Annotated in this window: 9 protein-coding genes and 1 tRNA gene; 7 read left to right on the forward strand and 3 right to left on the reverse strand. The window is 46.8% G+C overall.

All coding sequences use genetic code 11. The features are described from left to right. Positions 1–18: 18 nt before the first annotated feature. Positions 19–999: an ADP-glyceromanno-heptose 6-epimerase gene (rfaD, locus tag IT291_09265; protein ID MCC6221414.1), complete on the reverse strand. Its 981-nt coding sequence runs from the start codon at positions 997–999 to the stop codon at positions 19–21. A gap of 1 nt (position 1,000) precedes the next feature. After that, a complete protein-coding gene (locus IT291_09270) occupies positions 1,001–3,019 on the reverse strand; it encodes a DEAD/DEAH box helicase (GenBank protein ID MCC6221415.1) in 2,019 nt (672 codons plus the stop codon). Between the two features lie 119 nt (positions 3,020–3,138). Here IT291_09270 and IT291_09275 point away from each other — a divergent pair, with 119 nt between their 5' ends. The 6 genes from IT291_09275 to IT291_09300 all read left to right on the forward strand — a co-directional run bounded on the left by IT291_09275 (position 3,139) and on the right by IT291_09300 (position 10,603). Beyond that, the gene (locus tag IT291_09275) at positions 3,139–4,470 is read left to right on the forward strand and encodes a hypothetical protein (protein ID MCC6221416.1); all 1,332 of its coding nucleotides are present in this window, start codon (positions 3,139–3,141) and stop codon (positions 4,468–4,470) included. Continuing rightward, positions 4,470–7,754 carry an isoleucine--tRNA ligase gene (locus IT291_09280; protein MCC6221417.1) on the forward strand — a complete coding sequence of 1,095 codons (3,285 nt, stop codon included), beginning with the start codon at positions 4,470–4,472 and terminating at the stop codon, positions 7,752–7,754. The genes IT291_09275 and IT291_09280 overlap by 1 nt, the downstream gene beginning before the upstream one ends. 20 nt (positions 7,755–7,774) lie before the next feature. Continuing rightward, positions 7,775–8,299: a signal peptidase II gene (lspA, locus tag IT291_09285; protein MCC6221418.1), complete on the forward strand. Its 525-nt coding sequence runs from the start codon at positions 7,775–7,777 to the stop codon at positions 8,297–8,299. Positions 8,300–8,393: 94 nt separating this feature from the next. Continuing rightward, positions 8,394–8,744, forward strand: a complete 351-nt coding sequence (locus IT291_09290; protein ID MCC6221419.1) for a hypothetical protein — start codon at positions 8,394–8,396, stop codon at positions 8,742–8,744. A gap of 97 nt (positions 8,745–8,841) precedes the next feature. Continuing rightward, entirely contained in the window at positions 8,842–9,906 is a 1,065-nt protein-coding gene (locus tag IT291_09295) for a hypothetical protein (protein ID MCC6221420.1), read from the forward strand. 4 nt (positions 9,907–9,910) lie between these two features. After that, positions 9,911–10,603, forward strand: coding sequence for an OmpA family protein (locus IT291_09300; GenBank protein ID MCC6221421.1), 693 nt, complete (start codon positions 9,911–9,913; stop codon positions 10,601–10,603). Between the two features lie 170 nt (positions 10,604–10,773). Here the strand turns inward: IT291_09300 and IT291_09305 are convergent. Then, a tRNA-Asn gene (locus tag IT291_09305) sits at positions 10,774–10,849 on the reverse strand. A 380-nt stretch (positions 10,850–11,229) separates the two neighbouring features. On the opposite strand from IT291_09305, the gene IT291_09310 reads away from it, so the two are divergent. Beyond that, entirely contained in the window at positions 11,230–15,048 is a 3,819-nt protein-coding gene (locus IT291_09310) for a hypothetical protein (GenBank protein MCC6221422.1), read from the forward strand. The last annotated feature ends 52 nt before the right edge of the window (positions 15,049–15,100 follow it).

Genomic DNA, 15,100 nt, shown 5'->3' on the forward strand with positions numbered 1-15,100 from the left:
TTGCTAGATAGCACGTAGCTATACGTGGCGATGAGTATCTTCTGCTGAAGATGCTAGATACGCTACGTAATCGCTGATTGCATTCTCGAGAGGAGTGAATTTAATCGGTAAGCCGTGGAGCGTTAACTTCTTCATGTCTGCTTCTGTAAAATACTGGTAGTGTTTTTGCACATTAATTGGCATGTCGATGTAGTTTACTTCAGGAGGCCTGTTTAGAGCTGAAAAGACAGCGCCAACTAAATCGTTCCACGTTCTCGCTGTTCCCGTGCCTAAATTAAAAATGCCCGTGACGGACTGGTTTTCTAAGAGCCAAAAAATTACCTTGGCACAGTCCTTAACGTAAATAAAATCGCGCTTTTGCTCGCCATCTCGGTAATCCGGTTTATGGGACTTAAAGAGTTTTACGGCGCCAGTCTCAAGTATCTGTTGGTAAGACTTAAATATCACACTTGTCATTTCACCCTTGTGATACTCATTTGGGCCAAACACGTTAAAAAACTTAATCCCACTAACCTTATCTAGGAGATTATTTTGTAGTAACCAAAGGTCAAAAGCATGTTTAGAATACGCATAGATATTTAAGGGAGCTAGGTTCTGTAAGTTAGAATGTTCGTCAGAAAATCCCTTATGGCCATTGCCATAAGTCGCGGCACTCGAGGCATAGATAAAGCGAATGTCGTTGTCTAGCGCAAATCGGCAGAGGCGTTTGCTATATTGATAATTGTTTTGCATCATGTATTCGGCGTTGCGTTCCACTGTCGACGTGCAAGCACCAAGATGAATGATGGCTTTAACGGACGGAAGAAGTTTGTTTTCGTCGATGAGTTTGAGAAAAGAGTTCTTATCGATGTAATCGGCAAAAGACTTGCCTACCAAGTTCTTCCATTTGGCAGAGTCTCGCAGGTTGTCGACGAGCAAAATGTCGGTAATGCCGTTTTCGTTAAGTGTCTTTAGCGTTACGCTTCCTATGAAACCAGCACCGCCTGTCAATATATACATGTCATTCCATCTCCTTATGTTGGCGAGGGCGCTTAGGTGATTTTTGGCGATGGCGTTGGCGTTCGCGACGGTGGTGATTATGGTGGTGGTGAGTTGCGGAAGCTAGTTCGACTAGCAGTGAAAAGTTGCCAAAATCCGCTCCGTTAAGGCTGGCGACAAAATCACTCGATATATGAGCTGGCACATCGACAAAACCATAGGCTTTGCGAATGCAGAGATTTCGCAGGTCATTTTCCTTAATGCCAGCGCGATTTTTCGCTAGGTCGGCAAAGGCATCTGGCGATAATCCGTGCTCTAAACCTTGGCCTATGTATAGCCTGCAAATATCTTCGGGGGCATCGCTATAATGTTTTTCAGTCGATTTAATCTGTTTTTCGGATTTGAGTTCCTTGTAGCGATCGCCATTTGTAGTTTGCCGATTTGTCTTATCCTCGTGGCGCTTTTCATGACGCTCGCGCGATTTGCCTTTCTTGTGCTTCTCTCTTTTTTGCTGGGCGTCGTCTCCGAAAAAGTCGCTTTCTCGCGTTTTCTTGTGCTGCTTGGCGGTTTCGTCACTTGCTGCCTGTTGCTCTTCGTCTAAACTCTTTGCCTCCTCGGCAATGTGATGTTCAAAGCAAAATCGGCAGAGTTTTGCCAGCAATATTTCGAGTTCTGTGGACGGCTCCTCGATTAAGCCCGATTCCTTCAAAAGCTTCTGAGCGGTTATAATGTCGCGCTTTTTTAGTTCAATTTCACTTTGGCGCAAAATTTCATAGATGTGGGCTAATCGTGCTCCACAAACCTGTTCGTCGCTAGGAAGAGGCGTAAGCGAGGGGCGAATATCGGTTTGCTTTTTTAGCTGATGGAATGGAACAAAGTCGCGTGGGCTAACTAAACTGATAGCAACACCTTTTCTGCCAGCTCTTCCGGTGCGACCGGTTCTGTGAATGTATACCTCTGGTTGTTCTGGTATGGAATAGTTCACTACAAGGTCAATTTGGCTAATATCTAAGCCGCGTGCCGCAATGTCTGTGGCTACTAGTAAGCGAAGATCCTTGGCTCTAAGCTTGTTCATTACCGCGTTTCGTTGCGACTGGCTTAGCTCCGAATTTATGCGCCGAGCGTCGAACCCATGGCGGCGAAGATGAACCTCGACTAAGCGAGTATCGGATTTGGTGTTACAAAAAATAATAGCTGAATTTGGCCGCAATGTCTCAATTAAATCGCAAAGCGCCTTGGGTTTAGCGGTAATATCTGAGGCAACTTCGTAGTACAGATGTTCAATCGACTGAGCCTTGCTGTTGTCTGGCTTTATGCAGATATTAACCGGGTTGCTTAAAAAGCTACTCGTCAGCATGTCCACTCGATTAGTAATGGTAGCGCTCAGGAACAAACCTTGGCGCTTGTCTGGTAGGCGCGATAGAATTGCGCGCACGTCTTCTAAAAAGCCCATAGAGAGCATCTCGTCGGCTTCATCCAGTACTACATAGTGGCACTTTCTAATGTTTAGGATTCTTTGGTTTAGAAAATCGAGAACGCGTCCAGGAGTCCCAACGACTATGCGCTTGTCTTTTTTTAAAGCATTTGCCTGTGCCGCTGAGTCGGCTCCGCCAATTAGGCAAACCGGAGAAAGCGCTTCGTCCAGCGACGTTATGACCATAGTCACTTGAAGGGCCAATTCTCGCGTCGGAGCCAATATCAAACCCATAGTATGCGCACCCGTCACCTGTGCTACAGTGCTGCGGCTGTTATCTGCCTCAAGTTTTATTAACAATGGAAGAACGTAGGCTAGCGTCTTTCCGCTGCCAGTCTGGGCCTGGATTACTAGATCTCTTCCTGCTATTGCTGGTCTAAGTGATTTAGCTTGAACGGGCATTGGAACGCTTATGCCAAGCCGCGCGAGCGCATCCTTAAGTCTCGCCGACGGTATTAGTTCTGTAAAGTCCTCGGGAATCGAGGCGTCGCTTTCATCGTCGTTAGTTTCGTTTTGGCATGGCTCGAGGAGCGAGGAAGAATCAGGTGTTTGTTTAGAGGAAATCATTTGTTAAAGTTAGGCATTTTTTGTTCGTGAATTAGCTATCTATACCGATTGGTGGAATCAACCATAACTCTTCCGCTCGGTGTATATTTGGAGAAGATACTCAATACATTAAGTAATCGATGAAGGCAATTATCTACATATTGATTATGCTTTGTTTTGAAGCATGTGCCTTAGGAACTGGCGCAGGTCGTGACGACCAATATTCGTCCGATAGGAGCGATGGCATACGAGCGATAGAGAATGCGGTTCCATTGAGGGTGAAAGAATTGCTTAGCAGCAATTCTTTGGTGCCAGACGTATACATGTTTAAAGCCCATGATGCTAAGGTCAACGCACTTAGCATCGCTTTGGATGGAAGTGGTGCGTACTCCGGTGGAGCGGATGGCAAGGTAATATTTAGTTCAATAGTAACTACGTCCCTCTGTGAGGCTAGAAAGGAATGTCTTTCTGGCGCGGCTTGGGCAATAGATAAGACGGAGTTACTAAGGAGTCAGAAGGCTATATCTGCCTTGAGCTTGTCTTCCGATGGACGAAGCTTGGCAGTGGCCGAACATTCTTTAGTGGTGATATTTGATTTGCCATCGCGGCGCATAACCAGTCACCTTAGTCAAGTGCATGGCAGAATAACAACTCTTAGTTGGGATCCTCGTGGTGAGTTAGTGGCGATTGGCACATCAGACGGTGGCACCTATGTTTGGAATGTAAAGACTGGCAAGGCGGCAGGTGAGGATAGTAAGGAAGCAATTGAGACCTATCCAGGAGCAAAATCAGCAATTGCAAATATCGTCTTTCACCCCTCAGGGAGAGCATTTTTTTCTGCTCATAGCGGAGGAATGATATATTTTTGGAGGCTTCTTCGCACCGAAAGGGAGATGCGGCTAAGAGACGTAATGGCTGAAGTTGATGCGACGCGCGTTGGGTACGAAAAAAAGGCATTTAAGCTTCAACAGCTAATTCAGCTACAGATGCCGCTTGTTTTTGCGTCGATGCCACCAACTAAATCTTTTAGTTTGGAGGATATTTGGCTGGACGATCGAGGGGCTTATCTCTTTGCCGCTACTAGTGAGGGCGGCGTGTATAAAATAAAAGTGCGTGGGCTTAAACTCATAGAAAGAATTGCAGCAAGCAATGCTATGGTATCTAGCATTTCTGGAAAAAATCTAAAGGCCAAAACCGATAAGCCCATTTCCTCGGGCGAGGGTAAGTTGCTGCTCATTAGTACGGGCAGGGAACCAAAGCTAAAATTTTGGTGTGTAACTGAGAGCACTTCCCAGAACGTAGCGGAGACAGAACTTTTTTCTGCCTTGTTTAGCAAGTTGAGTATGGCAAATCAGTCATCTATCTTGTGGGCAGGGCAAAAAACAGGTAACCTATCAATTCTCGATATTAAATCACTTTCTAAGAGCCCTCAGTGGGGGCTTGAAACTAACCTTTGCAGGGATGCAATTTGATGAAGGCGGTAAAAGCTGACGTTATATTTTCAGAATTAGAGTCCAATATACTACAGTTTTGGCGTGAGCGAGACGTTTTTCAGCGTTCCATGGATGCTTTTTTGCCTGTTCGCTTAGAGCAGGATGAGGGTAGCTCGGAGCGGCGAAAGTCTTATGTTTTTTACGACGGCCCTCCGTTTGCTACTGGACTTCCACATTACGGACATTTGCTTGCTGGAACTATTAAAGACGTGGTTGGGCGCTTTTTTACGATGAAAGGTTTTCACGTCGATCGTCGCTTTGGATGGGATTGCCACGGCCTTCCGGTGGAATTTGAGATCCAGAAGGAGTTTGACTTACACGGTGCCAAGGCTATCCGCGAATTTGGTGTTGCGAAGTTTAATGAGGAATGTCGCAAGATAGTACTGCGCTATACGAAGGAATGGGAGAAGTTTGTCGAAAAAGCTGGTCGATGGGTGGATTTTTCGCGCCAATATCGCACCATGGATAGAGATTTCATGGAGTCGGTTTGGCATGTGCTAAAAAGTCTTTGGGACAGGGGATTGATTTACGAAGGACAAAAAACAGTTCCCTATTCATGGGCGATCAATACGCCACTTAGTAATTTTGAGGCCAATTTAAACTATAAGACCGTTCAAGATCCGGCCGTTACGGTTCGAGCGATTTTTATTGGGGATGTTGCTAAATATTTAGGGCGATCTGATTTGCCGAATTACAAGTTTGTCGCCTATGTATGGACTACTACTCCGTGGACTTTGCCTAGCAATATGGCATTGGCCGTGGGCGAGGATATTGCTTACTCCTTAGTCGTTGACGAAGTTAAGAAGGAAATCGTTGTTCTGGCTTCGCAGGTCGTAGAAGAGTTTTTTCCGACAGGAGATAGCGCAGGTGAAAGAACCCATTACTTGGCAGGTGAGGTTCTCGGTAGCAAACTCGTAGGTTTAAATTATGAGCCGTTTTTCCCGTATTTCCTTTCGGAGCGCGAGAATAATGCTTTTAAGGTTTATGCTGGAAGTTTTGTAACGGCCGATGAGGGAACTGGTATAGTTCATTGCGCGTCGTTTGGGGAAGAAGATGTTCAACTCTTTCAGGAGAAGGGGATTAACATCGTTGATCCTGTGGACGAGGATGGAAATTTCATGCCTGTGGTTACGGATTTTGCTGGCATGAATGTTAAACAAGCGGATCCTAGCATTATCGCACTTCTTAAGAAGAACGGCTTATTGGTATCGCACAAGACCATAGAGCACTCCTATCCCTACTGTTGGCGCACTGATACTCCGCTTATCTACAAGACGGTAGCTAGTTGGTTTGTCAAAGTAGAAGCGATTCGAGACGAGCTTCTGCAGATGAATGCCATTATCAATTGGGTACCAGAACACATTAAGAACGGTCGATTTGGAAAATGGTTAGAGGGAGCCCGCGATTGGGCTATATCCCGCAATCGTTTTTGGGGGACGCCTATCCCTATTTGGCGCTGCGAAACGTGTAGGGAAGTAGTATGCTTAGGTTCGGTCGCTGAGTTAGAGGAGCTAAGCGGCGAAAGGGTAGAAGATTTACATAGTCACTTTATCGACAAGCTCGCGTTAAGTTGCAAGAAGTGCGGTGGTAAGCTAACTCGCGTTTCAGCTGTGTTAGACTGCTGGTTTGAGAGCGGTTCTATGCCCTATGCGCAGGCGCATTATCCCTTTGAGGAGAGAGAGACATTTGAACAAAATTTTCCTGCTGACTTTATCGCCGAAGGTTTAGACCAAACAAGGGGATGGTTTTATACGTTGCTCGTGTTATCGACGGCATTGCTCGGCCGGCCGGCGTTTAAGAACGTAGTTGTAAACGGGATAGTGTTGGCGGAAGATGGCAAGAAGATGTCGAAGTCTTTAAAGAACTACCCGCCACCAGATGAAGTTATGGAGGAGTTTGGTGCTGATGCAATGAGGCTCTACTTGCTGTCCTCGGCGGCAACGCGAGCGGAAGATTTGCGGTTTAGCAAAGCGCACGTTAAGCAAGTTGTAAGGCAAACCATTTTGCCACTGTGGAATGCGTATAACTTTTTTGTGACCTATGCGCGAGTTGATAACTGGACGCCAGAAAGAATACCCGTCGAACAGTCCGAAAATCTTCTGGATCAGTGGATACTTTCTCGGGTTGCGTCTTTAATTCAAGGGGTGGATGCAGCCTTAAGTTCTTATCGCTTATATGCGGCGACTCAGCCCATTCTCGATTTTGTAGAGCAACTCACTAACTGGTACATTCGCCTAAATCGCCGGCGTTTTTGGGCGGGGGATACCGACGCCGAATTGCAGGATAAGGCGCATGCCTATGCTACTCTGCATAGGGCAATGATGGCTTTTGTTCGCGTTTTAGCACCGCTAGCTCCTTTTATTACGGAGGAGATTTTCTTAAATTTAACCGAGGACGCGAAAGGGCATTGGCGAGATAGCGTCCATCTAATGCCGTTCCCAACGATTGATGAACTGGGTGGTGCGCAAATAAACAAGTCGCTCGAACGTTCGATGGAGTTGTTTGAGGAGGTGATTATTCTTGGGCGCAGCTTGCGCAATAAACACGAGTTAAAGGTTCGCCAACCTCTTGCCAATTTAACTATCGTTCATGCTAGTGACGAGGTGCTAGAAGGCTTAAAAATGCTCGATGTGTATGTAAAAGAAGAGCTTAATGTTAAGAATGTAATCTACACTGCGGATGAGGACAAGTTTGTTTCTTTAACTGCGCAACTCAACACTAAGGAGCTAGGCAGTGTTTTGGGACCGCGCCTTGGATCTGGCGGTATGCGCGAGTTGAGGAATAAGATAGAGTCATTAAGCACGGACGAAATCCGAGCGTTGGAGACTGGGAAGGGAATCGAATTCTTAGGCGTGGCTATTAGGGAAGATGATTTGATTGTGAAGCGCGCTACTAAACCGGGGATAGAAGCTTCTGCTTCGTCTGGGCGCGTAACTATTGTGTTAGACACTAATATATCAAGGGATTTAAAGCTTGAGGGGATGGCAAGAGAATTTGTTAACAGAGTTCAGAAGATTCGGAAGGATAGGGATTTAAATGTTCAAGATAGGGTTGTTATAAAGTACATGACAGCTTGTCCTCAGATTGCTTTGGCTTTGGAAGAGCATAGAGATTATATCATGCATGAAGTTTTGGCAGTGGATATGAGTGAGGTTAGGGAGGAGGGGGAGTTAGCAAGGGACGGAGCTGGGACATCGCTTGCTGTGGCGCAGGAAATTGCGGGCAAGGCTATAATCATTTCTCTTAATCCTTTGCAGTCGTAAAGTTATGGAGCGCATAGATTTTGACGAGAGCAATAGCTTTTAGGGTTTTGGTGTTTTGTGTTGTGGTTATCTCTGACCAGCTTAGTAAGATTGCTGCGGTCAAGTATTTAAGCTTAGGCAATTCTATAGAGGTGTTTCCTGGCTTTTTTAATTTAACACTGGTTTATAACCCAGGGGCCGCGTTTGGCTTGTTTCAGGGGCTAACGGATGGTGTGCGGCATTTGGCTCTCGCAACGTCTACTATCCTGGCTTTGATAGTTATAGGCGTATTGGCCTTTAGAGATCTTAAAAATGACTCATTTTCTTTAGCTGTACTTTCGGCTATTTTTGGAGCGGCTATTGGCAATTTAATAGATCGCATGCGGTACGATGCCGTAGTGGATTTCTTGGACTTTTATTGGGGTGAATACCACTGGCCGGCGTTTAATGTGGCGGATAGTGTAATATCTGTAGGGGTTTGCATAGTGGTGGCTCGGCTATTCTTGTCGAATTCGCATTGCCAACAAGCGAAGTCTTCCAAATATGGATGTGCTTGCCAAGAATAAAGCATTAATTTATAGCTTTTTTATGAAATGCACTGGTCAAAAGCCTATATTGTAGTAGATTTAAAGTGTTGATGATTCTCATAGGAGGTTTGTTATGAAAATGTTTAAGTTGTTTATTGTATTCTCTTTGTTAATTCTTGCTTCTGCTTGTGCGAGGCCTAGCTATGCGTCAAAAGGCGCACTGGGTGGAGGAGCTTTGGGAGCTGGTTTAGGTGCCATTATAGGAAGCGCCACTGGGCATACCGCAGAGGGTTTAGCGATAGGAACGGGCATTGGTGCGCTAGGGGGCGCGGTTGTTGGTGAGGGTATGGATCAAGTTGATGTTCAGAGAGAAGAGACAGATGAGCTTCAAAGGCGTCAGCAGGAGGAAATCGAGCGTCAGCGAAGGGAGATCGAGGAGTTAAAGCGTCAGCAACGCTACGACGATCAATATCGCCGTTATTAGTAAGTAGTCATAGTGTAATTAGGTTCGAGCCAGCTTTTCGTCTTTGTGCCCAGGTTGTCGGTTGAGGAGTTGGCGAGTCGTATCGGGAGTATCGTACGTGTTTATTACGAGAGAGAGTAATTGTTATAGCAGCAATGCGCGTCTGAGAGTCAGGCAGGCATTGTGTTGCGGAGTGTCGTTATTAATATTAATCGGCAGCGTTGGATGTGCTACGTTTAATATGGATGAGTTACAAATGCCTCAGTTGCCGGAAACCAATCTCACTACAACTGGAGTGGGTGCTGTTGGTGGGGCGGTAGTTGGAGCCGGGCTTGGATTGTTGGTTGGATCGGCTACGGGAAATGCTGGAGAAGGTTTTTTGGTTGGTAGTTTAGCTGGTGCAACTACGGGTGGTTTAATCGGTAGAGGATTTGAAAATCACGAGCGAGCCTTGTTAGAGCAGGACGAAGTTTTGAGGAGACAAGAGGAGAGCATTCATCAACAGCAGCGAGAAATAGAGGAGTTGAAGCGAGGCTCAAGCGATGGCGTGGGGCCGCAACGAACGGGCCGCAAGGCCTGGTCTCTCTCTCGATCGGATGCGCCCGGCGCCGATTTGCCTAGTTCTAAGCAAGTTGCACCTGATGAAGTAGATTTAGGGAGTGGCGTTGACTACGAGGTGAATAGCAGAGTGCCAGAAATGAAGTTGCCAGCTGCGCGAGTTTCAAAGATGACGGTTGAGGATTCAAGGGAGCCAATCAGTCATGGTCGAGCAAGTAAAACTTCGGCGGATTCTGCTGGTTCTAAAGAGAGAGCTAGGTTGCTCGATAGTTTGACGGAAGACCTACCACCCGCGCGGAAGAATATCGAGCAGGAGGAGGCTAGTAAAGCTGACAGCATGGTATTGGATTCTCCGTCGGGGTCGTTTGCGCCGAATGATAGCGATTGCAAGTCTGCAAAAGCCGAGGCCGATCGTGCTAGTTCCACTGATTCGGATGCGGATAAGTTGTTCTATTTGCGGCGCGCCATTAGACTATGTCCAAAGCAGATAGGTTATCACATGGAGATAGCGAAGGTGTACCTCAATATAGGACGAGTTGAGGATGCCGAATATGAGTTTCGTCAAGTGCTAGAGATTGAGCCGGGTAACGCAGAAGCTAAGAAGCAGCTAAGTTCATTGGAGTAGTGTGATGAAAGGAAAATTTTACAAAGTGGCATTGTTGTTGGTGTTGGCGAGTGTAGCAGCCTGTGCGCCGGCCGGAAGAAAGACAGCTATTGGAACTGCTGCGGGGACGGCTTTAGGAGCAGGTATGGGCGCTATTATAGGAAGCGCGACTGGTGATATTGGGCCAGGTATTGCTATTGGCGCTGCAACTGGAGCGCTAGCTGGCGCTGCAACTGGAAATAAGTTAGATGCCGTTGACCAGGAGAATGCCCTTAAGAGAGATAGGTTGGCTTCCCAACAGGCGATAATAGAGGAGAACAGGCGACTAATCGAAGAATTGCGTCGTCGCGGTGCGGATGTCAGAGGTTCGCGCCGAGGGGTGGTCATAAATCTCCCCGATGTTTTGTTTGAGTTTGATAGGCATAGTCTCACGTCTTATGCAGGGCGAACGATTGGCGAGATAGCCACTGTCTTAAGGGACGTGCGGGATCGCCAAATTGCCGTAGAGGGCCACACGGATTCCATAGGTACAGTTACTTATAATCACGATCTATCGCTTCGCCGCGCTCGCAGTGTCGCAAGCGAACTAGCCCGTAACGGCATTCCCTCAGGGCAAATGAGAGTGAAGGGCTTTGGGGAAGGCTCGCCAATAGCTACAAACAACACCGACGACGGCCGCGCTAGAAATCGCCGAGTTGAGGTTATTATTGAGAACTGAGATTTGTTGAGTAGTTCTCAAACGCATCTTTAAAGGCTAAAGACGATACTCCGAAAATCAGGCGGGCGATTTTCGGAACATGATTGGAACATCGCTTAAGATATAGAAATCTAAGATTTTTTCTGTGCCTTAAAATAAAAATCGGCACATTTGAAAACACGCCAAATAACTGGCTCCCCGGGACGGGCTCGAACCGCCGACACGGTGGTTAACAGCCACCTGCTCTACCAACTGAGCTACCGGGGAAGTAGTCATGATTGGGAGCCGATTCTGTTATAATTTCGACTCTTCTGTCAAGTTTTAAAACATCTATTTAGAAACAGAATTTTCGAGATAGGCAGCTTGAATTGAGATGCTGGCATGCAAAGTGTAACCATCGAATATTATTACGAATCTGCTTTTGATACCGGCGGCAATAGGCTGTAGCGAAATATTTTCCAGACACCCTTTCTCTAGGCCCAATTGGCACAAAGGGAAAAAAGATTTTTCCGTAATTGTGCAACATAAGGAACGCACTGCGACATAACTCTACGTGTTATGCGTGCAGTCAAGCGGCATTGCCCGCTCTGTTAAAAACGAGAGAATTAGTCGCGGAAGTCTAAAGTTAATAGAGGTTGTATAACATCATGATACTTGATCGATGTAGAGTAATATCCTGCTGGTTGCTAATGCTAGTTGCAGTCAGTATCCCCGCTGTAAGTAGTGCTCAATTGTCATACGATGACAATGGAGATGACGTAGCCTCAATTTTACTCAAATCTTCTGGCGTTGAGTCGTATGTAACATATGCCAACGGGACGAACCGTTCTACTTGGGACAAGAAAATAGGCAGTGGGACTGGTAACGAAGTCTTTCTTGCGGCTAATTTTAATAACGACCTTCATGACGATATTGCGACTATTTGCTTTGATCAAAACGATACGCCAAAAGTGCGAACTACGCCTGGCCCCGGTAATGTGTCAGGGACGACTTGGACCAATGCGCTGCGCAGTGGAACTAGTCAGAAGACGTTTTATTTTCTTCCTGGCGACTATAACGGCGATGGGAATGCGGATATAGCTGCGTTTTATCCAGTTGAAGGCGGAAAGGGACTCGACGTTAAGGCAAAAATTACTTGGGGTCCAGCTGGCGTGCTGCAGACTCAAAATTCCAACGATTGGTTTTTTTCTGGCTTAGTGGAAGCAGCGTTCGTTTCAATGGACGTAGATGGCGATGGCAAGGATGAAATTGTTGCAGTTTCTCGTCTTGGCGAACCCAACCAATACATGGCTCGAATATATAGAGATGGTTCTCCTTTGGGCACGATTTGGCTGATTACTCTACCCTCGGGAATTCTTCAGGCTGTTAGGACCGGAGATTTTACTGGTGACGGTATAGAAGACGTAGCCCTGATTACCTCTGATTCTAACGTCACTACGCCAACATATACTGCTAGCATTGTTAGTGGAGTAGATGGAAAGCTTAAAACCTCATGGAGTTTAGGGAGCAGAAAATACATAAAACTACTAGCTGGTAATTTTAATAATGACGAAGTGGATGACATCGTGGCGGTTTATGGCAAGAGTGGAAGCAATGCGGCAAGAATTTTTTATGGCCCGAATGGCGATCAAAGTGAATGGAGCCTTGGAAGCGCGGTTGCCGCAGACTTTGTGGCTGGCGAATTCAATGCGCAAGCGAAAGTGTTTCAATGCCAAGATGGCAAAGATAACGACGGTGACGGTTTAACTGATCTCGACGATCCTGGATGTTCCTCTTCTACGGACGACGATGAGGGCGATGGAACTAGTCAATGTCAAGATGGCAAAGACAATGATGGTGACGGACTGACAGACTTAACTGATCCAGGATGCTCTTCAAAGCAAGATAATAACGAAGGTGATGGAACTAGCCAATGTCAAGATGGCAAAGACAATGATGGCGACGGTTTGACGGATTTAACTGATCCTGGATGTTCGTCCAAACAAGACAATAATGAGGGCGATGGCACTAGCCAGTGTCAGGATGGGAAGGATAATGATGGTGACGGATTAGTTGACATGGACGATCCAGGTTGTTCTTCGCCTCAAGACAACAATGAGGGTAGCGGAACGACTCAGTGTCAGGATGGTAAAGATAACGACGGTGATGGACTAAGTGACCTCGACGATCCGGGTTGCTCGTCGCCACAGGACGATAATGAGGGCGATGGCACCAGTCAGTGTCAGGATGGCAAGGACAATGATGGTGACGGATTAACTGACTTAAACGATCCGGGTTGCGAAGATCCTCAGGATAATAATGAGGGTGATGGAACTAGCCAGTGTCAGGATGGTAAGGACAATGATGGTGACGGCTTAACTGACTTGAATGATCCGGGTTGTTCTTCGCCGCAAGACAATGATGAAAATGACGGAACCACTCAGTGTCAAGATGGCAAGGACAACGATGGGGACGGATTAACGGATCTAAACGATCCGGGTTGCTCTTCCGCTCAGGACGACAATGAGGGTGATGGCACGAGTCAATGTCAGGATGGTAAGGACAACGATGGTGACGGGCTGAAGGATTCGGAAGATCCTGGTTGCGAAGATCCTCAGGATAATAACGAGGGAGACGGGACTAGCCAGTGTCAGGACGGTAAGGACAATGATGGCGACGGATTTACAGATCTGGAGGATGCTGGCTGTTCTTCGGCGCAAGATAACGATGAAAGCGATGATGTTGCTAGCCTAGCTGCTCCTACGAACCTTGCTGCGTCGGATGGGACTAGCGAGGAACATGTAAGTGTGACGTGGGATGAAGTGAGTGGTGCGGATAGCTACGCCTTGTATCGTTCTCAGTTTAGTGGCGATACTGGGGAGGTGCTAGCTGATGAGATCGCTACTACTCAGTTTCTCGACACATCTGCTGTTCCTGGAGTTACCTATTACTATACGGCAAAGGCCAAGCAGGGAGCTGTGGAGAGTGATTTTAGCAATACCGATGCGGGGTATAGAAAATCGCTGTCTGCCGAGGCCGATTGTGATGGTGACGGTGTTTCTGATGAGCAAGAAATACTAGATGGAACAGGAGTCTGTGATCCAGGTAGCTTTAGGTTGTACTTACATAGCCCTGCTTATACCAAGTACAATACATTCCTAGACCAGTGGAACTTCCTTGAGTTGATTGCTAGTGGGACGGCGGCAGTGGATGGAACATTAACGGTCTATGACATTGAGGGCAATGTCATTAGTTCGGAGGAAATTAGTATACCTGCTGGGGAAGAGATTGACTTTGATATTCATGCTCGAGTTGGAAAAGTTGATACATACGGAGTCGTGCGAATTGACTTTAACGACGATGAGCCTGGGGTCGCTCTGACTGGAAGAATGAGTAACTATCGATTAGATCCGGGCAAGGATACATATTCCTTCGCCTTTGCTAAGGAGCTAAGGAATCCAACTCGTGGAAATACCAGCGCTACAGGTAACTCGTTTGACCCTCAAGGCAGTGGCTTCCTGGTGCCAAACTGGGCTGAGATTATTAACCTCGACACTGTGCCACGAACGTTTACTTATGAGTTGTATGACCAAGAGGGCAGGTTGTTGCAAACGACAGACGTGACAGTCCCAGCACTAGGCGAGAGGGATTTGCAGGCTGGGCATGAGTTTGGTGAGGGAGTATATCTCAGTCAGTTTAAACCGCATGATGGAGCTACGCAGTATTTTGCAAATGTTACGCGCTATAGTTCCAATGCGGTTGGAGGAGCGGTGCCAGAGACTTACAACTTTGCATTCCCGCTGGATGCCCGTTCGGGTAGTGGAGACGATGTTTATGCCACTGTCTCTAACTTGACCGGAGCCTGCTGGAGTCAGACAAATTGGGTAGAGGTCGTGAACGTGAGGGAGAAGGAGATTGTGGTGACTGTCGAGTTTAGGTCTGAGGCTGGAGAGGTAGTGGGAACTGAGACAATGACGCTAACTCCTCGCACGCAATTTCACTTCAGTGGTCATGGATTGTTGGCGAGCGGAACCGTTGGAACAGTGAAGGTGTCTACAAGCGAGCCTGGTAGTCTTATTTCGCAGAGTGTTGCGTATTACCACGATTGTTCGGAGAATAAGCTACAGACTGCTTATGCATCTCCGGCAAGAATGCCTGGTAGGGACTTGCAAGTTGGCACTTATAATACCTTCCTTGGTGTTAAAAACCTAATAAGGATAATGAGCACCAGTGGAACTCCAGTGAACTATGAACTTAGCGTGAAGCCGCAGGGTGGTGAGTCCATGGTTGTTACTAGTACGATTGGAGCATCTGAAAACATAGCCATGACGCTAAGCGAAGACGGCACTTTGTTTACGCTTAGTCCCGATACTATCGGAGTGATGACGCTTAGAACAGAAAACTCCCAAGAGGTATTAGTAGAAAACATTCGCTTGAGAGAAGTAAACGGCAAGGCGGACTTTGCAATGCCTACCGTAGTTCAGTAGAGCAGGGCGAAGGAAATATATGGTTGGTCGGAAAACGGCAGCTTTCCGACCA

This window comes from Deltaproteobacteria bacterium, assembly GCA_020845775.1.
In the GTDB taxonomy this organism is placed as follows: domain Bacteria; phylum Bdellovibrionota_C; class UBA2361; order SZUA-149; family JADLFC01; genus JADLFC01.

Bases quoted from the DNA above. Each gene is read 5' to 3' on its own strand.
- IT291_09290 (MCC6221419.1), top strand. From the start codon at position 8,394: ATGAAAATGTTTAAGTTGTTTATTGTATTCTCTTTGTTAATTCTTGCT.
- IT291_09310 (MCC6221422.1), top strand. From the start codon at position 11,230: ATGATACTTGATCGATGTAGAGTAATATCCTGCTGGTTGCTAATGCTA.
- IT291_09270 (MCC6221415.1), bottom strand. From the start codon at position 3,019: ATGATTTCCTCTAAACAAACACCTGATTCTTCCTCGCTCCTCGAGCCA.
- rfaD (MCC6221414.1), bottom strand. From the start codon at position 999: ATGTATATATTGACAGGCGGTGCTGGTTTCATAGGAAGCGTAACGCTA.
- IT291_09300 (MCC6221421.1), top strand. From the start codon at position 9,911: ATGAAAGGAAAATTTTACAAAGTGGCATTGTTGTTGGTGTTGGCGAGT.
- IT291_09280 (MCC6221417.1), top strand. From the start codon at position 4,470: ATGAAGGCGGTAAAAGCTGACGTTATATTTTCAGAATTAGAGTCCAAT.
- IT291_09275 (MCC6221416.1), top strand. From the start codon at position 3,139: ATGAAGGCAATTATCTACATATTGATTATGCTTTGTTTTGAAGCATGT.